Source organism: Streptomyces pallidus (ex Mingjun et al. 2026) (genome assembly GCF_051550185.1).
GTDB lineage: Bacteria > Actinomycetota > Actinomycetes > Streptomycetales > Streptomycetaceae > Streptomyces.
Genome location: NZ_CP196181.1, coordinates 2,847,526 through 2,868,263 on the forward strand (window position 1 = coordinate 2,847,526; position 20,738 = coordinate 2,868,263).

The following is a 20,738-nucleotide window of genomic DNA, read 5'->3' on the forward strand; positions in this document are numbered from 1 at the left end:
GCCCGCCGGTCCGTGCCACCATCTTCCGGGCGGTGACTGGTGATACGCGATCAAGAAGAGACGGATGTGACGACGAAGGAGCAGGGTGTGAGCCCTCCGGACGGCGCGACCGAGGACGACGGATCGCGCCCAGAGCCGCGCCCGCAACCGGAGCCGGCCCCGGAGCCGAGCCCTCGCTCGGGCCCGCACCCCGGCGAACCGACCGGTCGCCCGGACTCCGCCGAGCCGGGTGAGGTCGTCGAGGTCGTCGAGGTCGACGAGCCGCTGCTCGCCGCCCGCGTGCACCGGCCCTCGGACCTGGTCCGCCTCCTCGTCGGCGTCCTCGGCATCGCGGTCGTGCTGGCCATCGCCGCCTTCGCGCACGGCACCACCGCCGGCCTGGAGGCCGACATCAGCCAGGGCACCGGCGCCGCCCCCGACCTGCTGATCCAGGTCGCCGGCCTGGTGTCGAGCATCGCCGTCCTGCTCGTGCCCGTCGCCTTCGCCATCGAACGCCTGATCAAACGCGACGGGCTGCGCATCGCCGACGGCGTGCTCGCGGCCGTCCTCGCCCACGGGGTGACCCTCGCCACCGACCTGTGGGTCTCCGAAGCCGCCCCCGCCTCCATCCAGGACGCCCTGACCCGGGCCGCCGGCGCCGGCGGGGCCCTCACCGACCCGGTGCACGGCTACCTCGCGCCGGTCATCGCGTACATGACCGCGGTCGGGATGACGCGCCGGCCGCGCTGGCGGGTCGCCCTGTGGGTGGTGCTGCTCCTGGACGCGTTCGCGATGCTGGTGAGCGGTTACACCACCCCGTTCTCGATCATCCTGACGGTGCTGATCGGCTGGAGCGTCGCGTACGGCACGCTGTACGCCGTCGGTTCGCCGAACGTTCGCCCGACCGGACAGCACCTCCTCGCCGGTCTGCGCCGCGTCGGCTTCCAGCCGGTCAGCGCCATGCGCGCGGAGGTCACCGAGGGCGCCGACGCCTCCGAGGTCAGCGACCGCGGCCGCCGCTACCACGTGACCCTGGAGGACGGCCCGCCGCTCGACGTCACCGTCGTCGACCGCGAGCAGCAGGCCCACGGCTTCTTCTACCGGGTGTGGCGCCGGATGACCCTGCGCGGCATCACCACCCGGCGCAGCCTGCAGTCGCTGCGGCAGGCGCTGGAGCAGGAGGCTCTGCTCGCGTACGCGGCCATCGCGGCCGGGGCGAACGCGCCGAAGCTGATCGCCACCTCCGAGCTCGGCCCGGACGCCGTCATGCTCGTGTACGAACACCTGGACGGGCGGCCCCTGGACTCCCTCCCCGACGCGGAGATCACCGACCGCCTCGCCCACCACGCGTGGGAGCAGGTGAGGGCCCTGCAGTCGCGGCGGATCGCCCACCGCCGGCTCACGGGTGACGCCCTGCTGGTGGATCGTTCCGGCAACGTGGTCCTGACCGACCTGCGCGGCGGCGAGATCGCCGCCGGCGACCTGGTCCTGCGGATGGACATCGCCCAGCTGCTGACCACCCTCGGCCTGCGGGTCGGCGCGGAGCGGGCGGTGGCCTCGGCGGTGTCGGTGCTCGGCCCGGACGCGGTGGCGGACTGCCTGCCGCTGTTGCAGCCGATCGCGCTCAGCCGGTCCACCCGGGCGACGCTGCGCCGGCTGGCCCGGGAGCGCGCCGACCGGCAGCGGGAGGCCGTGCTGGAGTCCTCGCGGGCGGCGAAGGCCGCGCGGGAGGCGGCCGCCGGGGCGAAGGCCGGGACGGTCTCGGCCGCGGACCGCGCCGCGGACCGCAAGGCGGAGAAGAAGGCACTGGACGACGCCCTGGACGGGGCCCGCGAAGAGGACCTGCTGAGCCAGATCCGCCGGCAGGTGCTGCTGATCCGGCCGCAGGCCCCGGTGGAGCCGGCCCGGCTGGAACGGATCCGGCCGCGCACGCTGGTGTCGTTCATCGCGGGCGCCTTCGGCGCGTACTTCCTGCTCACGCAGCTGGCCCACGTGGACTTCGCGACGGTCGTCGGCCAGGCGGAGTGGGGCTGGGTGGGGGCCGCGCTGGCCTTCTCGGCGCTCTCGTACGTCGCGGCGGCGATGAGCCTGCTGGGCTTCGTGCCCGAACGGGTGCCGTTCCTGCGGACGGTCGTCGCGCAGGTCGCCGGGTCCTTCGTGAAGCTGGTCGCCCCGGCGGCGGTCGGCGGTGTCGCGCTGAACGCGCGGTTCCTGCAGCGGGCGGGGGTCCGGCCCGGGCTGGCCGTGGCGAGCGTGGGCGCCTCCCAGCTGTTCGGGCTGGCGTGCCACATCCTGCTGCTGCTGGCCTTCGGCTATCTGACGGGCACCGAGAAGACCCCGGAGATGACCCCGTCGCGGACGGTCATCGCGGGTCTGCTGACGGTGGCGGTGCTGGTCCTCGTCGTCACGGCGGTGCCGCTGCTGCGGAAGTTCGTGGTGACCCGGGTGCGGGCGCTGTTCGCGGGTGTGGTGCCGCGCATGCTGGACGTGCTCCAGCGGCCCCAGAAGCTGCTCACGGGCATCGGCGGGATGGTGCTGCTGACGGGCTGCTTCGTGATGTGCCTGGACGCGTCGATCCGCGCGTTCGGGGGCGGCGAGGCCCTCAGCTACGCGAGCATCGCGGTGGTCTTCCTGGCGGGCAACGCCCTCGGCTCGGCGGCGCCGACGCCGGGCGGCATCGGCGCGGTGGAGACCACGCTGACGCTGGGCCTGATCGCCGCCGGCCTGGAGAAGGAGGTCGCCATCTCGGCGGTCCTGCTGTTCCGCCTGATGACGTTCTGGCTGCCCGTCCTCCCCGGGTGGGTGTCCTTCAACTATCTGACCCGCAAGGAAGCCATCTAGCCGCGGCCCCCGCCGGACCCGGGCCCCCCGCCGGACCCGGGGCCCTCGCCGGGCGGGCGCCCGGACGGGTGCCTGCACGGGCGGGTCGCCGGCCGCGGTCGCAGGATGGGGGTATGTCGACGAACGTGCTGCGCCTTGCCGGTGTCCTTGGTCTCGTGGGAGCGCTGGTGACGGTCGGTGCGTGCGCCGGCGGGGAGGACCGGGCGACGCCCCGGGCCGGCGGGACCAAGGGGGCCCCGCCGCTCAAGTGGGGCGCGTGCCCCGCGCCCGATGCCGCGCAGGGAGGCGGGCAGGCCCCGCCGAAGGGCTGGGAGTGCGCCACGCTGCACGTCCCGCTCGACTACGCGCAGCCGGAGGGCGAGACCATCCCGATCGCGCTGATCAGGGCCAAGGCCCGCAACGAGGACGAGCGGCTCGGCTCGCTCGTGTTCAACTTCGGCGGACCGGGCGGGTCGGGGATCAGTACGCTGCCGGGCGCCGCCAAGGACTACGAGGCCCTGCGCAAGCGGTACGACCTGGTGAGCTTCGACCCCCGCGGGGTGGGGCGGAGCGCGCCCGTGCTGTGCGAGACGGACAAGCAGCTCGACCAGTACTACGCGCAGGACTCCACCCCGGACACGCCCCAGGAGGAGAAGTCCTTCACGGATGCGATCCGCCGCTACCAGGCGGCCTGCAAGGCCCGCTCCGGGAAGGTGCTGCCGTACGTCGGTACCGAGAACGCCGCCCGCGACCTCGACCGGATCCGCCAGGCGCTCGGTGACGAGAAGCTGAACTACTTCGGGATCTCGTACGGCACGGAGCTCGGCGGGGTCTACGCCCACCTGTTCCCGAAGAACGTCGGGCGGGCCGTCTTCGATGCCGTCGTGGACCCGACCAAGACCTATGAGGGGGGCGCGCTCGGCCAGGCCAAGGGCTTCCAGCTGGCCCTCGGGAACTTCGCGCAGGACTGCGTGGACCGCGGCGAGGAGTGCCGGCTCCGGGGCAGTACCGCCAAGGAGATCGAGGACGACATCGTCCGGTTGCAGAAGAGCCTCGCCGACAAGCCGATCCCGGGCGTGGGGGGCCGGATGCTGACTGATTCCGCGGCGACCAACGGGATCGCGCAGGCCCTGTACTCGCAGGAGCTGTGGCCGTTGCTGGAGCAGGGCATCGACGAGGCCGAGGGCGGGCAGGGGCAGCTGCTGATGGCGCTGTCCGACGCGCTCAACGGGCGGGACCGCAGCGGCCGCTACAGCAACATCGGCGCCGCCAACACGGCGGTGAACTGCGCCGACTTCAAGGACCGGGTCGACCTCGCCCAGGCCAAGGCGAAACTGCCGGAGTTCCGGGCGGCCTCCCCCGTCTTCGGGGACTTCCTGGGCTGGGCGTTGACGAGCTGCACCGGCTGGCCGGTGGCGGGCGCGTGGGAGACGCCGGACGTGTCGGCGCCCGGCGCGGCCCCGATCGTGGTGATCGGCAACACCGGCGACCCGGCGACCCCGTACGAGGGCGCCCGGCACATGGTCGAGCGGCTCGGCCCCGGCGTCGGCGTGGAACTCACGTACGAGGGGCAGGGGCACGGGGCGTACAACAGCGGCGACCCGTGCGTGCAGCAGGCGGTGAACTCCTACCTGCTGGACGGGAAGGTGCCGTCCTCCGGCAGGGTGTGCACCCCGGCCCCCTCCCAGCCCGCCAGCCCGACGGCGGCCCCCGCCGTCTGACGGGGCGAACGCCGTAGGGGCCCTGCCGCGCTCGTGCGCGGCGGGGCCCCTACGGACGGACTTCCTTCGGACCGCCGGGTGGGTCCGGTGGGTGGTCCTAGTAGACCGGCTTCTGCGGCTCGACCTGGTGGACCCAGCCGATGACGCCGCCGCCGACGTGGACCGCGTCGGCGAAGCCGGCGGACTTCAGGACGGCGAGGACTTCCGCACTGCGGACACCCGTCTTGCAGTGCAAGACGATGCGCTTGTCCTGCGGCAGGTCCTGGAGGGCGGAGCCCATCAGGAACTCGCCCTTGGGGATCAGCTTCGCGCCGGGGATCGAGACGATCTCGTACTCGTTCTTCTCACGGACGTCGATGATCTCGATGTTCTCGCCCTCGTCGATCCACTCCTTCAACTGCTTGGGAGTGATCGTCGAGCCGGCCGCGGCCTCCTGGGCCTCCTCCGACACGACGCCGCAGAAGGCCTCGTAGTCGATGAGCTCCTTGACGGTCGCGTTCGGTCCGCAGACCGCGCAGTCGGGGTCCTTGCGGACCTTGACCTGGCGGTACTGCATCTCCAGGGCGTCGTAGATCATCAGTCGGCCGACCAGCGGCTCGCCGACGCCCGCGAGGAGCTTGATGGCCTCGGTGACCTGGATGGAGCCGATGGACGCGCACAGCACGCCCAGGACGCCGCCCTCGGCGCAGCTGGGGACCATGCCCGGCGGCGGGGGCTCCGGGTAGAGGCAGCGGTAGCAGGGGCCGTGCTCGGACCAGAAGACCGAGGCCTGGCCGTCGAAGCGGTAGATGGAGCCCCAGACGTACGGCTTGTTCAGCAGTACGCACGCGTCGTTGACGAGGTAGCGCGTGGCGAAGTTGTCCGTACCGTCGACGATCAGGTCGTACTGGCCGAAGATGTCCATCACGTTGTCGGCTTCGAGCCGCTCCTCGTGGAGGACCACGTTCACGTACGGGTTGATGCCCAGCACGGTGTCGCGCGCGGACTCGGCCTTGGAGCGGCCGATGTCCGACTGGCTGTGGATGATCTGGCGCTGCAGGTTCGACTCGTCGACCTCGTCGAACTCGACGATGCCCAGGGTGCCGACGCCGGCCGCGGCCAGGTACATCAGGGCGGGCGAGCCCAGGCCGCCCGCTCCGACGGCGAGCACCTTGGCGTTCTTCAGGCGCTTCTGGCCGTCCATCCCGACGTCCGGGATGATCAGGTGGCGGGAGTACCGACGGACCTCGTCAACGGTGAGCTCAGCAGCTGGCTCGACCAGGGGTGGCAGCGACACGTGGACTCCGTAGATGGGTAAGTCGAACGGTGGTTCTCCCGTAACACTGCCACGCCCTTCTTCATTCCGAGACACCTGGTCCGATCCTTGAGACGATTTCGTCCCAGTACGCGGGCATGGAGGCCCAGGGGTCCCGGTCGCCGCTCCCGCGCCGGTCGGTGAACCAGATCGTGCCGGCCCCCTGCCAGCGGGCGATCCGCAGCGCCTCCTCCAGGTGGTTGCGCGGGACCCCGTGGACGAGGTGGCAGAACAGCTCCGGCGGGTACTCGGCGGTCCACTCGGCGACCTGCGACCAGCGGTAGTCGGTCCAGCCGCCGCAGAAGGTGACGAGCTGGTCGGCGGCCTCCGCATAGCCCTCGTGGGGGTGGGTGCCGTGGCCCAGGACGATCCGCAGGTCGTCGCCGAGCCCGCGCAGGGCGTCGGTGACCCGGCGCACCTCGGCCAGTTCGGCCGGGCCGGCCGGGGCCCGGTCCAGGTAGAAGCCGCCCACCCGGTACCAGTCGACGAAGCGGTGGGCGTCGGAGACGAGTTCGCCGAACGACCGCGCCCCGTCGCGCAGGGCGAGGTGCCCGAGGACGGTGCCGCCGGCCTCCCGGAGCCGGCCGACGGCCTCCGTGCAGTGCGGGTCGGGCCGGCTGCCGGGCCCGTCCGCGACGTTGAGCACGACCCAGTGCAGCGGGGTGCCGGGGCGGGTCAGCTCGGCCCATTCGACCGGGGCGAGCAGGGGGTGCGCGTAGCCGGGGATGCCGAGGCGGAGGCGGTCGGCCCCGGTGGCGGCGGGCGCCGCGGCCTGGGTGCTCAGATGCGGCATGCCGCCTCCATCCAGATGTCCGCGAGGGACTCCTCCAGGTTGATCCGGGGCCGCCAGCCGAGCCGGTCCCGGGCGGTGCGCACGTCGGCCTGCTGCCAGGCGCCGCATCCGTCGGGGTAGGGGTACGCGGCCGGGGGCGGGGCCGCGGCGGCCAGCTGCTCGGCGGTGGCCTCGGAGCGGGGGGCGCCGATGGCGGCGAGCGCTCCGGTCCGGGCCCCCGGGTGCCCGTGTGAGCCGTGGGATCCGTGGAGCCCGTGGGACCCGGGGTGCGACTGCTGCGGTCCGGCGTGCGGTCCGCCGTGGGGGACGTCGATCTCGTGCAGGGCTCCGCCGTATCCGGCGACCCGGGCGAGGACGGCGGCCGCGTCGCGCAGCCGGACCGCGCGGCCGGTGCCGATGTTGACGACGCCCTGGGCGGCGGAGAGCGAGGCGGCGTGCACGGCCCGCGCCACGTCCCGTACGTCAACGAAGTCGCGCTGGACGCCGAGCCCGCTGAGCTTGAGCTCACCGTCGCCGGACTGCATGGCGCGCCGCATGGCCTCGGCGAGCCGGCCGAGCGGGGAGCCGGCCGGGGTGCCGGGTCCGACGGGTGAGAAGACCCGTAGGACGACGGCGTCGAGCCCGGAGCCGAGCACGAGCTCGGTGGCGGCGAGCTTGCTGACGCCGTAGGGCCCGCCGGGTCTGGGGACGGCGTCCTCGGCCGTGGACGATCCGGGCTGACTGGGCCCGTATTCGGAGGAGCAGCCGAGCTGGACGAGTCGGGCGCCGCAGCCGCTGCGGCGCAGGGACTCGCAGATGGTGGCGACGGCGACGGTGTTGTGCCGGGTGAGCTCGCGGGCCCCGCCGCGGGCGGCGCCGGCGCAGTTGATGACGACACCGGGGTGGACGGCGTCGAGGAACCGGGTGAGGGCGCCGGGGCTGCCGGTGGCGAGGTCGAAGCGGACGTCGGCGTCGTCGCCGCGGCCGAGCGCGGTGAGCTGGACGGCGGGGTCGGCGAGCAACCGGTCGGCGACGTAGCGGCCGAGGTATCCGTTGGCTCCGATCAGCAGCACCCTCATCGCGCGGTCCCTCGGTCGGTGGGCTGGCCGGTCATGCTGTGTCTCCTTGGTCGATGGGCTGGGGATGGGGATGAGAAGGGGAAGCGGAAGGGGACGGGCGCGGCGCTCCGGCCCCGGCCGCAGGGAGCGGCGGGTCGGGCGTCGGGCGCCGGGGCAGAGGGGGTACGCCGCTCAGGGCCGGGCGTGCGCGGAGGCTCGCGCCAGCACGGGGACGGCGAGTACGAGGAGTCCTGCCGCGGCGGCGGGCACCGCGGCCGGGAGCGGGACCAGGGCGAGGACGAGGGCGGCGGCTACGGGCCCGCGGGGGGCGCCGTGGCCGGTCAGCAGCAGGGTGAGGAACAGCAGCAGGGCGACCGGGAGGGCGACGGGGACGGCGGCTCCGGCGAGGAGGGCCGCCCCGGCGGCGGCCGCGGTGAAGCCCGCGACGGTGCCGAGGAGCAGCGGTCGGGTCCCGTCGGCGAAGTCCTCCAGGGCGCGGCTGGCGGCGAGGCGGCGCCGGGCCCGGGCGGCGTACCCGGCGGCGGCGAGGTGGCCGGGGGCGGCGGAGAGGGCGAGGGCGGTCCCGAGGGGGGTGCCGTGGCGGTGGACGGCCCAGCCGGCGGCGGCCGCGGCGAGCAGCAGGACGGCCCGCGCGGTCCAGGCGGCCCGTCCGGTGGCGGCCCGCCCGGGAGGTCCGGGCAGGACGGGGGCGGCGGCCGCGGCGAGGGCGACGACGGCTTCCGCGTACGGCACCGCGGCGGCGGCCGCAGCGCAGGCGAGGGCGCCGGGCAGCAGGGCGAGTCCGAAGCGGCGCACGGCGCGGGCGTCGGCGGGGCCTGCGGCGGAGGGCGCGGGCGCCTCCTCCTCGCGCGGGGTGCGGGCGTACAGCTCCTCGGCGAGGGAGAACACGTCGCGGTGCCGGAACCGGGCGGCGGTCCGGTCGGTGATGCCCTGCGCCTCCAGCCCGGCGGCGATCTCCAGCGGGTCCACGGCCCGCGCGCACAGGTCGCGGTGGCGGTGCAGCAGGATCTTGACGGGGTCGCCGGCGGCCCGGCGGCGGGTGGGCGCGGCGGCCGCGGCGGGCGGGGCGGCTTCGTCGAGGGTCATACCGCGGCCTCCGGGTTCGGGGCCCACGCGGGGCTCGTCCAGTGGCCCGGGACCCGGGCCTCGGGGGGTTGTTCGAAGGGGACGGTGGGGTCGGTGCGGCCGGGTCCGCGGGCCAGCAGCCACAGGTAGGCCTCGCGGAAGGCGGCCACGTTCTGTTCGACGGTGAAGAGCTCCAGGGCGCGGGCCCGGGCGGCCGCGCCGAGGCGCCGGGCCCGTTCGGGGTCGTTCAGCAGGGACAGGCAGGCGTCGGCGAGGGCCCGCGGGTTGCGCGGCGGGACGACGAGGCCGGTGCCGCCGATGACCTCGCAGACGGCCCCGACGTCGGTGGAGACGGTGGCCCGGCCGCAGAACATGGCCTCGGCCAGGGTGATCGGGAAGCCCTCGATCACCGAGGACAGCACGGCCACCCGCCCGCATCCCCAGGCGTCGGCCGGGGTGGGGGCCTCGGGGCCGCCGATCTCCTCGAAGGTGACCGGGTTCTCCCCCGCCGTGACCGCGTCGGCGGCCTCGTCGGGGAAGAGCTGCGCGGCGAGGGAGCGGCAGTCGGCGAGGTAGCCGGGCGCCACGGCCGTGGCGAAGATCCGCAGCCGGGTGTCCGGGGCGTTCCTGCGGACCTCGGCGAAGGCGTGCAGCAGGCCGACCAGGTCCTTGGCGGGCTCGACCCGGCCGACCCAGACCAGCGTGTCCGGGTCACCGCGGTCTGGGTCCTCGCCGACGGCGGCGAATCGGTCCGCCTCCATCCCCGGGTACACGGTCCGCATCCGGTCCCGGGCAGCCCCGCACCGCTCCTGCCAGCGCCGGGCGTGCGTGTTGCCTGCGACGAGAAGGTCGGCGCGGGCGTAGATCTCGCAGGCGAGGCGTACGTGGAAGGCCGCGAGCAGGGCCCGGACGGCGAGCCTCGGGCCGTCCGCGGGCCCGTCCGGCCCTGGGCCCCCGTCCGCGGGCCGTTCCAGGTAGTGCGCCCGCAGCCGGACCCCGTACTCGGTGACCAGCAGCGGCACCCCGAAGAAGCGTTTGGCCAGCAGCCCGGGGAGGGCCGCCACCCCGCCCGCGGCCGCGTGGCAGACGTCCACCTCGCACAGGTCCTCGTACCAGTCGAGGGACAGCGGCCGCAGCAGCCGCTCCAGGGCGTCGACGAACTCCAACAGGTCGGCGACCTGCGCGCGCTGGACGGAGCGGCGCGCGCCGGGGGCCCGACAGGCGGCCTCCACGGCGCGCACCGCGGTCTCGGAGCGCAGGGCGGCGTACAGGCCGCCCTGCTCGCGGGCGAGTTCGGCGAGTCCGTACAGGCCGGCCGCGAAGGGTTCGGCCTCGCCGGCGCAGATGCCCCGCACCAGTTCCTTGAAGCAGTCGGCGAACCGCCTGCGTTCACGCCGGGAGTAGCTCCGCCCGTCGTCCGCGGGGGCCCAGAGCGGGGCGGTCCAGACGCGGGTGACGTGCTCGGGGAGCACGACCCGGCCGCGCTCCTCCTGTTCGGCGCTGCGGCTCAGCGCGTAGAGCTCGAACTCGTGCTGAGGCAGCCCGCGCACCAGGCGGTCGCACCACAGCCTCGCCTCTCCCGTCGCATACGGATAACCACCTTCCGTGAGCAGTCCGATCCGCACGAGTGGCACCCCCGATCTCCGTTTCCGGCGGCCTCCGTCGGTCCGGTGACCCGCCGCGGGGAAACTCAAGCGGATGTGCCGGTGGCGCGGCGGACGGTTGTCCGTCGCGCCACCGGAAGGGGTGAAGAGTCGTAACTTTCCCGTACGGTTCGCGTTCGAGAGCGCTAGCAACGGGGTAGTTGCGGGCGCTGCCCGCGGCGCGTCAGTTGCCGGGGAACACCCAGGGATTGGGCTTGCAGGAGATCCCGCCGATGTCGAGGGACTTCGTCTGCTGCTGCATGATCGGCGCGAGGGCGCCCGGGGTCTGGCAGTTCACGTGGCCGTGGCCGAGCCGGTGGCCCACCTCGTGGTTGATGAGCATCTGGCGGTAGGCGAGCATCTGGTCGGGGCCGTACGTCGTCGAGCCCTGCGCCCAGCGGAACGCGTTGATCATGACGCGCTCGGTGGAGGCGGAGTCGCAGGAGACGTTGTCGATGGTGGTGTCCAGGTCGGACTTGGCGCACCACACGCCGGTGGTGCCGGGGCTGGCCAGGGTGATCACGAAGTCGGCCTCGCCGCCCGGGACGCGCTCGAAGGTCTTGCTGCCGCCGTGGCCCCAGCTGCGGTCGTCGTTGAGGGTGCGGTGGACGGCCTCCGCGAACAGCTGGGCGTCGAGGCCGATGCCCTGCTCGACGTCGACGCGGTAGCGGACCACCTTGCCCTTGCCGGGGGCGGCCGCCACACCGGGCACGGTGTCGAAGCTGCCGGACCCCTTGAGCTTCGCGTCGATCGGGTACTGCTGGGCCATCTTCTGCTCGTACGGCAGCTCGGGTGCGGCCGGGGCCGGCGCCTGGGCCTGGGGCGCGCCGCGGCCGTCGGAACGGGAGGCCGGGGACTGGCCGGGCTGGGCGCGGTCGGAGGCGCTGCCCGCGGCCTGCGGGGCGGAGGAGCCGGAGTCGCCGCCGGTGAGCATCTGGGTGCCGACGACGACCGCGAGGGCCGTGGTGACGGCGACGGCGGCCACCCCGCCGTACGTGCGGGCCTTCGAGCTGCGTCCGGAGGACCGTTCCTCCTCGGTGCCGGCGGGCGCGGCCTCCTCGCGGGGCGCGGGCACCACGCGGCGCTGCGCGCCGGTGGAGGTGAAGGGGTCGGCCGGGCCGGGCGCGGGCTGCCGTTCGGCGGCGACCTGCGGGAACCCGGCCGCCGGGGTGCCGAAGGGCGGGGTCCCGAAGGGCGGGGTCCCGAAGGGCGGGGTGCCGTCGTCCAGCAGGGCCGCGGGCGCGCCGCGGCCGTGCGGAGCGCCGCGCAGGTCACCGCGGGCGGATCCGGTGTCGGCGCCCCACGCGCCGCCGGGCTCGCGCTGCTCGGGGCGGCCGCCGGGCCGGGCCCCGGGCCGGGGGGCGGCGGGGGCGTAGCCCTGGTGGGCGACGGTGGGTTCGGTGCGGCGGCGGCGCCCGCGCGGCTCCTGCCGGTTGGGGTTCTGCCCGTGGGGCCGGAGCGGGTCGCGGGGCGGGAACGGCTCACCGGGGGCGAACGGGTCACCGGCAGGGAACTGCTCGTACGGGGGCTGCGGCTCACGGGCGGCGGGCGGCCGCTCGTACCGGGCCGGCTGCTCGTACCGGGCCGGCTGCTCGTACCGGGCCGGCTGCTCGTACCCGGGGTACGTGCCGTGGGCCGGCTGCTGCCCGTACCCCGCGGGCCCGCCCCCCTGGTACGCCGAGTGGTCCGCGAAGGGGTCGTACGCGTCGTACGAGGGCTGCGTCTCGGGCGCCGGGGCCGGGCGCTCCGGGGCGGGAGCAGGAGCAGGGCCCTTGCGACTATGTCGTCCCACGGTGGTCAGCCCCTGCCGTCTTCGATGGATCGGTCGGTGTCGTGCAGCAGCTCCCGGAAGGCGTTCGCCACCGTCTCGGGGTGTTCCATCATCGCCACGTGTCCGGCCTCGGGAAGGCTCAGGAGTCTTGAGCCGCGGAAGGACGCCGCCGCCTTCCGGGCCGTGCGGTAGGCCACCAGCTGGTCACGGCCGCCGTAGACCAGCAGGGTCGGGGCGAGGACGCGCTGCGCCTGGCGCCAGAGCCCGTGCTGCCCGCCGAGGGTGTAGGCGTCGACGATGCCGCGCGTGGTGCGGGTCATCGCCTCCCAGAAGTACGGCAGGGCCATCCGCCGCTCCATCTCCTCGACGGCGGCGCGGAAGTCCTCCGCGCGCACCCGGGAGGGCTCGCCGTAGCAGAGCTCCATCACGCCGCGGGTGCGCTGCTCGGCGGTGAGGCCGGCGGCCATGCGGTGCAGCAGGCCGGCCATGCCGGGCACGGCGAGCAGTACGGTCGGCAGGGCCGCCTTCTGCATGCGCAGGTCGGGCAGGGCGGGCGAGACCAGCGTGAGCGTGCGCACCAGGTCGGGGCGGACGGCCGCGACCCGGGTGCTGACGGCGCCGCCGAGGGAGTTGCCGAAGAGGTGGACCGGGCCGCGGCCGGCGGCGTCGAGGTGGCGGATGACCGCGCGGGCCATCGCGGCGACCGAGTAGTCCCGGTCGGCCGGGGGTGGGGACCAGCCGAAGCCGGGCAGGTCCACGGCCTCGCAGTCGACGGAGTCCTCCAGCAGGGCCATGAGGGCGGACCAGTTGGTGGAGGAGCCGCCGAGGCCGTGCACGAAGAGGGCGGGCGGCAGTCCCGTACGGGTCGCGGGCCGGGACCGCACGGTCAGTTCCAGGCCGGGCAGCAGGGCCGTGCGCAGCTGCTCCCCCTCGGCCACCCGGGCGGATCCCGCCCGGAAGGACGCCTCGGTGGCCGATCGCACACCCGGCAGCTCGGTCGAAGACATGCGGGCAATGTTACGAGACGATCACGTCCGGACTCTTGTGTTCGGCATCACAGACCCGCGCAGGATGGCCGTGGATCCACGTAGCGGCGCACCCGCGATCCTCCTAGGCTCGTAGGTGAGGCAGGACCACGAGGGGTGAGGGAAGAAGGGGAGCCAGATGAGTGTCGACCCGGCGGAGCCGGAGACCTTCCGGGGCAGGATCCGGGAAGCCCTCGACGCGGAGGCGCCCGAGGCGGATGCCGCGGAACAGCAGGCCGAGCTGCAACCCGAGGACGACGACGAGCGGGTCACGGGGGTCGACCGGGACGAGGCGACCGACGGGGACGCCGTCGACCAGGCCCGGGTGGTGCCCTTGGACGAGGACGACTACCGCTGATCCGGGCGTCCCTCCGGTCGGGCGGTGCCCGGCCGCGCCCGACCGTGCCCGGCACCCCGGACTACCGTTCGGTAACCCTCCCCGGCGTCCCTGACCAGCGCCTCCGGGTCGTCCGTACAGCGAGAAAACTCGGCTTCGACCCTACAGATTCGGTTACCGAAAAGTACGATGGCGGGCGCGGCGCAGAGGCACTGCGGCAACAGAGAAAGTGGGAGGCGGCGTGACAGCCATCGAGCAGACGGATGCAGCGCGTCCCCGGGGCACGCGCCTGCCGCGCCGAGCCCGACGCAACCAGCTCCTGGGCGCGGCCCAGGAGGTCTTCGTCGCGCAGGGGTACCACGCGGCGGCGATGGACGACATCGCCGAGCGGGCCGGGGTGAGCAAGCCGGTGCTCTACCAGCACTTCCCGGGCAAGCTCGACCTGTACCTGGCGCTGCTGGACCAGCACTGCGAGAACCTGCTGCAGGCGGTGCGCGGGGCGCTGGAGTCGACGACGGACAACAAGCAGCGCGTGGCCGCGACGATGGACGCGTACTTCGCGTACGTGGAGGACGAGGGCGGCGCGTTCCGGCTGGTGTTCGAGTCCGATCTGACCAACGAGCCGGCGGTGCGCGAACGCGTCGACCGCGTCTCGCTGGAGTGCGCCGAGGCCATCTCGGACGTGATCGCCGAGGACACGGGCCTCTCGAAGGACGAGTCGATGCTGCTGGCCGTGGGCCTGGGCGGGGTCTCGCAGGTCGTGGCCCGCTACTGGCTCTCCAGCGAGAGCCCGGTCGCGCGCGACAAGGCGGTGGGTCTGCTGACCTCGCTGGCCTGGCGCGGCATCGCGGGCTTCCCGCTGCACGGCTCGGACGTCGCCCCGGCGTGACCGCCCGCCGGTGCCCGCCCGGCGTGATCACCCCGGTGTGATCACCCCGGTGTGATCGCCCGTGTGATCGGCTGTTCGCTGCCAGCGTGTCCGCTGCGCGGCTTGCGTGTCGCCTCTGCGGGCTAATGTGGACCGGGTACGGCGCGGCTGATCGCGCACAACCGAGCGTCGGAGGGACAAAGCCGTGGAGGTCAAGATCGGCGTGCAGCACGCACCCCGGGAGATCGTGCTGGAGAGCGACCTGAGCGCCGAGGAGCTCGAACGCATCGTCTCCGAGGCGCTGACCGGTTCGGCACCGCTGCTGAGCCTCACCGACACCAAGGGCCGGCGGGTCCTCGTGCCCTCCGACCGCCTGTCGTACGTCGACCTGGGCGAGCCGAGCGCGCGCAAGGTCGGTTTCGGCACGGCCTGACCCGTTCCGGCACGACCTGTCCCGTTCGGGCATGGTCCGGGGTGATTCCGGGAACTACGCGAAGCGGCCCGGTGGTTGATTCCACCGGGCCGTTTCCGTGTCTTCCGCTTCGGGTAGGACCGCTGTGACCGGTTAGCCCCTGAACTGCGGGAGGCCCCCATGCTGCTGATCGAGGCGCTCGGCTCCACCCTCCTGGGCCTGGCCCTGTCGGCAGCGGCCCTGCGACTGTTCGCCCCGCGGCTGCCGTCGCCGCGCGTCGTGCTCGTCAGCGGGGCGCTGGGCGCCCTGTTCGGGGCGTACCTCACGCAGTACGCACTCGGCCCGGGGCACGGCACGGTGACCGCGACTCTGGTCGGCGCGGTGCTCGTGGCCGCGGTGGTGCTGTCGCTGCTGCTGCGGCCAGGCCGGCAGTCCGGCCCCCGCCCCGCCCACCGCCCCTTTTCGCTTCCGTCGCGGGGGTGACCGGCGCCGACGCGGCTAGCGCCGCGGCCGGCTCCCCGGCTCCGGTCCCCCGGCCCTCGGTACGCCACGGCCCCGGCGCGCTGCCTGCGCGCCGGGGCCGGCGTGTGCGGGGTGCGGCGGCCCGGGGCCGCCGCACCCTCCTAGGCGGCGAGGCCGAGGGCCGCCATCCGCTTGGTGTGGGCCTTGGTGATGCGGGCGAACATCTCGCCGACGGCCGCCAGGTCGAAGCCGGCCGCCATCCCGTCCACGCCGCCGACCAGCATGGTGGACAGGGCGTCGCGCTCGGCGACCACCCGCTGGGCCTGCGAGAGCGCCTCGCCCATCAGGCGGCGCGCCCACAGCGCGAGCCGGCCGCCGCAGCGCGGGTCGGCCTCGATGGCGGCGCGCACCTTCTCGACGGCGAAGCCGCCGTGGCCGGTGTCGTCGAGGACGGAGAGCACGAGGGCGCGGGTGTCGGCGTCCAGGTGGCTGGCGACCTCGCGGTAGAAGTCACTGGCGATCGAGTCGCCGACGTAGGCCTTGACCAGGCCTTCCAGCCAGTCCGACGGGGCGGTCTGGCGGTGGAAGTCGTCGACGCCCTTGGCGAAGGGTTCCATGGCGGCGGTGGGCTCCGCGTCGATCGCCGCGAGCCGGTCGCGCAGCTGCTCGAAGTGGTGGAACTCCGCGGAGGCCATCTTCGCGAGCTCGGCCTTGTCGTCGAGGGTGGGCGCGAGCTTCGCGTCCTCCGCGAGTCGTTCGAAGGCCGCGAGCTCGCCGTACGCGAGTGCGCCCAGCAGGTCCACGACGGCGGCCCGGTACTGCGGCGAGGCGGAGGCGGTCGCCCAGTCCTGGGCGGCGATACCGGTCGCCTCGGCGGGGGCGCCGTCGTCGGCGGGCGATGCGTTTTCTACGGTCGACATGCTCCGCACAATAGCCCGCCCCGACACCCCCGACGCCACCACGTCGCACTGCCTTCCGTCCACCCGAACGCGACGACCAGGTGAATTCACCCGACACGCCTGCGCGATTCCGGGGTACAGTGGTAAAGCGCCTGCCGAATACTCGGCGGGCCATCCGAATGAGGATGCCCGGTCGGTGGCCCGATCGGCTCCAACCCGACCGCCCTCGGGTGATGCGTACGTCCATGCGTACCGCCTCCCACGAGGGGCCCCCTCAGCGGCTCAAGCGCTTGAGCGAAGGCAGTGGTCCCGCGCAGCTTCGTACGTACGTGCAGTACTGCAAGCCCGGCACGGTAGGACCCCCCTCGCCGCCCCGCGCCGCGTCTCACAGAAGAGGCAGCACCCTGACTACGTTCCGAGAACTCGGGATCCTTCCCGAAACCGCCGAGGCCCTCGAAGCCGTCGGCATCGTGACCCCCTTCCCCATCCAGGAGATGACCCTCCCCGTCGCCCTCTCCGGCACGGACGTCATCGGCCAGGCGAAGACCGGAACCGGCAAGACGCTCGGTTTCGGCCTTCCGCTGCTGGAGCGGGTCATCGTCCCCGCGGACGTCGAGGCCGGTCGGGCCACCCCCGACCAGCTGACCGACTCCCCCCAGGCCCTCGTCGTCGTCCCGACGCGCGAGCTGTGCACGCAGGTCACGAACGACCTGCTGACCGCGGGCAAGGTCCGCAACGTCCGCGTCCTCGCCATATACGGCGGCCGCGCGTACGAGCCCCAGGTCGAGGCGCTCCAGAAGGGCGTCGACGTGATCGTCGGCACCCCGGGCCGCCTGCTCGACCTGGCCGGCCAGCGCAAGCTCGACCTCTCGCACGTCAAGGCACTGGTCCTGGACGAGGCGGACGAGATGCTCGACCTGGGCTTCCTGCCCGACGTCGAGAAGATCATCAACCAGCTGCCGGCCAAGCGGCAGACCATGCTGTTCTCGGCGACCATGCCGGGCGCGGTCATCGGCCTGGCCCGCCGGTACATGACGCAGCCGACGCACATCCGCGCCACCTCGCCCGACGACGAGGGCGCGACCGTCGCCAACATCACCCAGCGCGTCTACCGTGCGCACAACATGGACAAGCCGGAGCTCGTGGCCCGCGTCCTGCAGGCCGAGGGCCGCGGACTGGCCATGATCTTCTGCCGCACCAAGCGCACGGCCGCCGACATCGCCGAGCAGCTGGAGCGGCGCGGCTTCGCGTCCGGCGCCGTCCACGGCGACCTGGGCCAGGGCGCGCGCGAGCAGGCGCTGCGCGCGTTCCGCAACGGCAAGGTCGACGTGCTGGTGTGCACCGACGTCGCCGCCCGCGGCATCGACGTCGAGGGCGTGACCCACGTCATCAACTACCAGACGCCCGAGGACGAGAAGACGTTCCTGCACCGGGTGGGCCGCACCGGCCGCGCCGGCGCCAAGGGCACCGCGATCACCCTGGTGGACTGGGACGACATCCCGCGCTGGCAGCTGATCAACAAGGCGCTGGAGCTGGACTTCCACGACCCCGTGGAGACCTACTCCACCTCCCCGCACCTGTTCGAGGAGCTGGGCATCCCGGCCGGCACCAAGGGCATCCTGCCGCGCTCCGAGCGCGTGCGGGCCGGCCTGAAGGCCGAGGAGCTGGAGGACCTGGGCGAGACCGGCGGCCGCGGCGGCCGGGGCGGCCGCGGTGCGGCCCCCGCTCCCGCCGAGCGCCCGGAGCGCACGCGGACCCCGCGCCAGCGCCGCCGTACGCGCGGCGGTTCCGAGGTCGCCTCCGCCGGTACGGTGGACGCGGCTCCGGAGGCGCAGGCCGTCGAGGCTCCCGCGACCCCGGCGGTCGACGAGGCCGCGGCGGACCAGCCGCGCCGGCCGCGCCGCCGCCGCACCCGGGTGTCGGCCACGGCCGCAGCCGCCGCGGCGGCCCCGGCGGCTCCGGTCGCCGCGGCTCCCGTGGCCGGGGTGCAGGTCGTCGAGGCCCCGGTGGTCGAGGCCCGCGTGGTCGAGGCCCGCGTGGTCGAGGCGCCCGTCGCCGAGGCTCCCGCCGCTCCGGCCAGGGCCGCGGCCGCGCCGCGGCAGGCCCGGACCCGCAAGCCCACCCAGACCTCGATCCTGGCGGCGGCCGCGGCCGCGCCCGTCCAGGCTCCGGTGCGGGTCCCGGCGGGCCCCGAGCCCGACTTCCAGATCGCCCCGCCGTCCGAGCCGGCCCGGCCCCGCCGGACCACGCGGGCCCCGCGCAAGGCCGCCCCGGCCGCCGCGGTGACCCCGGCCGTCGAGGCCGTCGTGGCGCCGGCCGTCACGGCGCCCGCCGCCGAGGCCCCGGTCGCCGAGGAGGCCCCGGTCAAGCCCAAGCGCACCCGGACCCGCAAGGCCGTGGCACCCGCCGCGGAGGTCGCGGAGGTCGCGGCGGTCGAGGCTCCCGCGGCCGAGGAGGCTCCGGCGAAGCCGAAGCGCACCCGGACCCGCAAGACCGCCGCTGCCGCGCAGGCCCCGGTGGCCGAGGCCGCCGCGGTCTTTGAGGAGGCTCCGGTCAAGCCGAAGCGCACCCGGACCCGCAAGACCGTGGCGCCGACCGCGGAGGCCTGAGCCCCCGCAGTGCCCTGACGCGGGCCCCGGTTCCCCTTCGCAGGGGGCCGGGGCCCGCGGGCGTACGGGGCGGGGATCCCGGTCCCGACGGCTTGCTACGGACCGGTAACCTCGGGCCATGAGCAAGCCGCCGCGCCTTACCCTGCCGTCCGACGCCCGTGCGTACCGCCTCCCGACCGCCCGCGGCGCGTTCGCCGTGCACGAGGCGGGCGAGCCGGTTCGCGGTACGGCCCTGCTGGTTCCCGGTTTCACCGGGAGCAAGGAGGACTTCATCGGCCTCCTGGAACCGCTGGCCGCGCACGGCTACCGGGTCGTGGCCGTCGACGGGCGCGGCCAGCACGAGACCCCCGGGCCTCGCGAGGAGTCGGCGTACGCCCTGGACGAGCTGGCACAGGACGTGCTGGCGCAGGCGGCCGCCCTCGACGTGGGCCCGCTCCACCTGGTCGGGCACTCGCTCGGCGGGCTGATCGCGCGGGCCGCCGTGCTGCGCGACGTGACGCCCTTCGCCTCCCTGACCCTGATGAGCAGCGGTCCTGCCGCGATCGCCGAGGGGCAGCGGGAGCGGACGAAGCTGCTGGTCGCCACCCTGGAGGCGATGCGGGAGGACATGGCGGGCGTGTGGACGGCCATGCGCGCGTACGACCCGGAGGACGCCGTGCCCGACGCCCCCGAGCTGGCGGAGTTCCTGCGGGACAGGTGGCTGGCGACCGTACCGGAGCAGCTGATCGCGACGGGGCGGGTGCTGGTCTCCGAACCGGACCGGGTGGCGGAGCTGAGCGGGGTCGGCCTGCCGAAGCTGGTGCTGTCGGGCGAGGTGGACTACGCCTGGCCGGTCCCGCTGATGGACGACATGACACAGCGTCTGGGAGCTCGTCGCGTGGTGGTGCCAGGTGCGGAACACTCTCCGAATGCGGAGAACCCCCAGGTCACGGCGGATGCGTTGGCCGCGTTCTGGGCTGCTGTCGAGACCCGGTAGTTAGCCAAGGAAAAAATTTCCTTAGCGTAGGGAATGTTTGAGTCTTACACTTCGTTGGGAACCGATGCAAGGAGAACACTGACGAAGGGAGAAGCCGTGCGCTTCGAGATTCTGCGCCTGGACGACGTCGACGGAACCGCCGTGGACAGCACCGTCGTGGACGCGGCCTCCGTCAACCGGATCGTGCAGCAGGCGGCCGCCATCGGCCAGCGCATCCTGATCCGACCGGCCGGGAGTGCGTCCTCCTGACACTTCGGGACGCGCAGCGCCCCACGCGAACGCCCCCGCACCGGATCGGTGCGGGGGCGTTCGCGTGCGTGGCCCGGGGCGGGGCCCGGCCGGGTCATGCTCCCCGGACGACCTGGAGCACGCCGTTGATGATCTGCTGGACGGCGATGGCGGAGAGCATCATGCCCGCGAGGCGCGTCACGAGGACGACGCCGCCGTCCTTGATGAGCCGGATGATCACCAGCGAGTAGCGCATGGTGAGCCACAGGACCACGTGCATCGCGATGATCGCGCACCAGACCGAGACCTGCATGCTGACGTCGTCGGCCTTCTGGACGGCCAGGATGACGGAGACGATGGCACCGGGCCCGGCGAGCAGCGGCATGCCCAGCGGCACGAGGGCGACGTTCACGTCCTTGGTCTGCTTGGGCTCGTCGGTCTTGCCGGTGAGCAGGTCGAGCGCGATGAGCAGGAGCAGCAGACCACCGGCGATCATCAGCGCCGGAACGGAGACGTGCAGGTAGTCCAGGATCTGCTGGCCGCAGATGCCGAACACGGCGATGACGCCGAAGGCGACGCAGACGGCCTGCCAGGCCATCCGGCGCTGCACCTTGGCGGGTCGGCCGGAGGTCAGCGCGAGGAAGATCGGCGTGATGCCCGGCGGGTCCATAATCACAAAAAGCGTGAGAAAAAGGGATCCGAAGACGGCGAAGTCGAACACAGTGATGCCTTGCAGAGAGTGGGGTGTTTCGAAGGAGGACGAGGGGGGCGGGGCAGC

18 protein-coding genes are annotated in these 20,738 nt (G+C 74.0%); 9 read left to right on the forward strand and 9 right to left on the reverse strand.

The window, feature by feature from the left end; translation table 11 throughout:
- Nucleotides 1–87: 87 nt before the first annotated feature.
- Nucleotides 88–2,820, forward strand: coding sequence for a lysylphosphatidylglycerol synthase transmembrane domain-containing protein (locus ACSHWO_RS12155; RefSeq protein WP_438311748.1), 2,733 nt, complete (start codon nt 88–90; stop codon nt 2,818–2,820).
- A 113-nt stretch (nt 2,821–2,933) separates the two neighbouring features.
- Entirely contained in the window at nt 2,934–4,520 is a 1,587-nt protein-coding gene (locus tag ACSHWO_RS12160; protein ID WP_385849422.1) for an alpha/beta hydrolase, read from the forward strand.
- Nucleotides 4,521–4,617: 97 nt separating this feature from the next.
- Here the strand turns inward: ACSHWO_RS12160 and moeZ are convergent, their stop codons facing one another.
- The 7 genes from moeZ to ACSHWO_RS12195 all read right to left on the reverse strand — a co-directional run bounded on the left by moeZ (nt 4,618) and on the right by ACSHWO_RS12195 (nt 13,151).
- A complete protein-coding gene (gene moeZ / locus ACSHWO_RS12165) occupies nt 4,618–5,796 on the reverse strand; it encodes an adenylyltransferase/sulfurtransferase MoeZ (protein ID WP_385849423.1) in 1,179 nt (392 codons plus the stop codon).
- Nucleotides 5,797–5,857: 61 nt separating this feature from the next.
- Nucleotides 5,858–6,607 (reverse strand): spherulation-specific family 4 protein, encoded by a 750-nt coding sequence (locus tag ACSHWO_RS12170; RefSeq protein ID WP_438311750.1) that lies wholly within the window; start codon nt 6,605–6,607, stop codon nt 5,858–5,860.
- Entirely contained in the window at nt 6,595–7,665 is a 1,071-nt protein-coding gene (locus ACSHWO_RS12175) for an NAD-dependent epimerase/dehydratase family protein (protein ID WP_361089176.1), read from the reverse strand. Before ACSHWO_RS12175 ends, ACSHWO_RS12170 begins: the two co-directional genes overlap by 13 nt.
- A 171-nt stretch (nt 7,666–7,836) precedes the next feature.
- The gene (locus ACSHWO_RS12180) at nt 7,837–8,751 is read right to left on the reverse strand and encodes a hypothetical protein (protein ID WP_438311753.1); all 915 of its coding nucleotides are present in this window, start codon (nt 8,749–8,751) and stop codon (nt 7,837–7,839) included.
- Nucleotides 8,748–10,355 carry a GT4 family glycosyltransferase PelF gene (gene pelF / locus ACSHWO_RS12185; RefSeq protein WP_438311755.1) on the reverse strand — a complete coding sequence of 536 codons (1,608 nt, stop codon included), beginning with the start codon at nt 10,353–10,355 and terminating at the stop codon, nt 8,748–8,750. The genes ACSHWO_RS12180 and pelF overlap by 4 nt, the downstream gene beginning before the upstream one ends.
- A gap of 202 nt (nt 10,356–10,557) precedes the next feature.
- Nucleotides 10,558–12,165 carry a DUF3152 domain-containing protein gene (locus tag ACSHWO_RS12190; RefSeq protein WP_438311757.1) on the reverse strand — a complete coding sequence of 536 codons (1,608 nt, stop codon included), beginning with the start codon at nt 12,163–12,165 and terminating at the stop codon, nt 10,558–10,560.
- A gap of 5 nt (nt 12,166–12,170) precedes the next feature.
- Complete coding sequence (locus ACSHWO_RS12195; protein WP_438311759.1) at nt 12,171–13,151, reverse strand: alpha/beta fold hydrolase; 981 nt, start codon at nt 13,149–13,151, stop codon at nt 12,171–12,173.
- Between the two features lie 157 nt (nt 13,152–13,308).
- Here ACSHWO_RS12195 and ACSHWO_RS12200 point away from each other — a divergent pair, with 157 nt between their 5' ends.
- The 4 genes from ACSHWO_RS12200 to ACSHWO_RS12215 all read left to right on the forward strand — a co-directional run bounded on the left by ACSHWO_RS12200 (nt 13,309) and on the right by ACSHWO_RS12215 (nt 15,269).
- Complete coding sequence (locus ACSHWO_RS12200; RefSeq protein ID WP_361089186.1) at nt 13,309–13,527, forward strand: hypothetical protein; 219 nt, start codon at nt 13,309–13,311, stop codon at nt 13,525–13,527.
- Between the two features lie 220 nt (nt 13,528–13,747).
- Nucleotides 13,748–14,395 (forward strand): TetR/AcrR family transcriptional regulator, encoded by a 648-nt coding sequence (locus ACSHWO_RS12205; protein WP_361089188.1) that lies wholly within the window; start codon nt 13,748–13,750, stop codon nt 14,393–14,395.
- A gap of 184 nt (nt 14,396–14,579) precedes the next feature.
- On the forward strand, nt 14,580–14,807 hold the full coding sequence (locus tag ACSHWO_RS12210; RefSeq protein WP_361089190.1) for a DUF3107 domain-containing protein: 228 nt from the start codon (nt 14,580–14,582) through the stop codon (nt 14,805–14,807).
- Between the two features lie 162 nt (nt 14,808–14,969).
- Nucleotides 14,970–15,269 carry a hypothetical protein gene (locus ACSHWO_RS12215; protein ID WP_361089331.1) on the forward strand — a complete coding sequence of 100 codons (300 nt, stop codon included), beginning with the start codon at nt 14,970–14,972 and terminating at the stop codon, nt 15,267–15,269.
- A 140-nt stretch (nt 15,270–15,409) separates the two neighbouring features.
- On the opposite strand, the gene ACSHWO_RS12220 is transcribed toward ACSHWO_RS12215, so the two are convergent.
- Nucleotides 15,410–16,168 carry a ferritin-like fold-containing protein gene (locus ACSHWO_RS12220; RefSeq protein WP_361089192.1) on the reverse strand — a complete coding sequence of 253 codons (759 nt, stop codon included), beginning with the start codon at nt 16,166–16,168 and terminating at the stop codon, nt 15,410–15,412.
- Between the two features lie 449 nt (nt 16,169–16,617).
- Here ACSHWO_RS12220 and ACSHWO_RS12225 point away from each other — a divergent pair, with 449 nt between their 5' ends.
- From ACSHWO_RS12225 to ACSHWO_RS12235, 3 genes are all read left to right on the forward strand, one after another.
- Complete coding sequence (locus ACSHWO_RS12225; protein ID WP_438311762.1) at nt 16,618–18,756, forward strand: DEAD/DEAH box helicase; 2,139 nt, start codon at nt 16,618–16,620, stop codon at nt 18,754–18,756.
- 118 nt (nt 18,757–18,874) lie between these two features.
- Nucleotides 18,875–19,732: an alpha/beta hydrolase gene (locus ACSHWO_RS12230; protein ID WP_438311764.1), complete on the forward strand. Its 858-nt coding sequence runs from the start codon at nt 18,875–18,877 to the stop codon at nt 19,730–19,732.
- 96 nt (nt 19,733–19,828) lie between these two features.
- The gene (locus tag ACSHWO_RS12235) at nt 19,829–19,981 is read left to right on the forward strand and encodes a hypothetical protein (protein ID WP_361089198.1); all 153 of its coding nucleotides are present in this window, start codon (nt 19,829–19,831) and stop codon (nt 19,979–19,981) included.
- A 94-nt stretch (nt 19,982–20,075) separates the two neighbouring features.
- On the opposite strand, the gene ACSHWO_RS12240 is transcribed toward ACSHWO_RS12235, so the two are convergent.
- Nucleotides 20,076–20,681 carry a MarC family protein gene (locus tag ACSHWO_RS12240; protein WP_385849356.1) on the reverse strand — a complete coding sequence of 202 codons (606 nt, stop codon included), beginning with the start codon at nt 20,679–20,681 and terminating at the stop codon, nt 20,076–20,078.
- Nucleotides 20,682–20,738 lie beyond the last annotated feature (57 nt).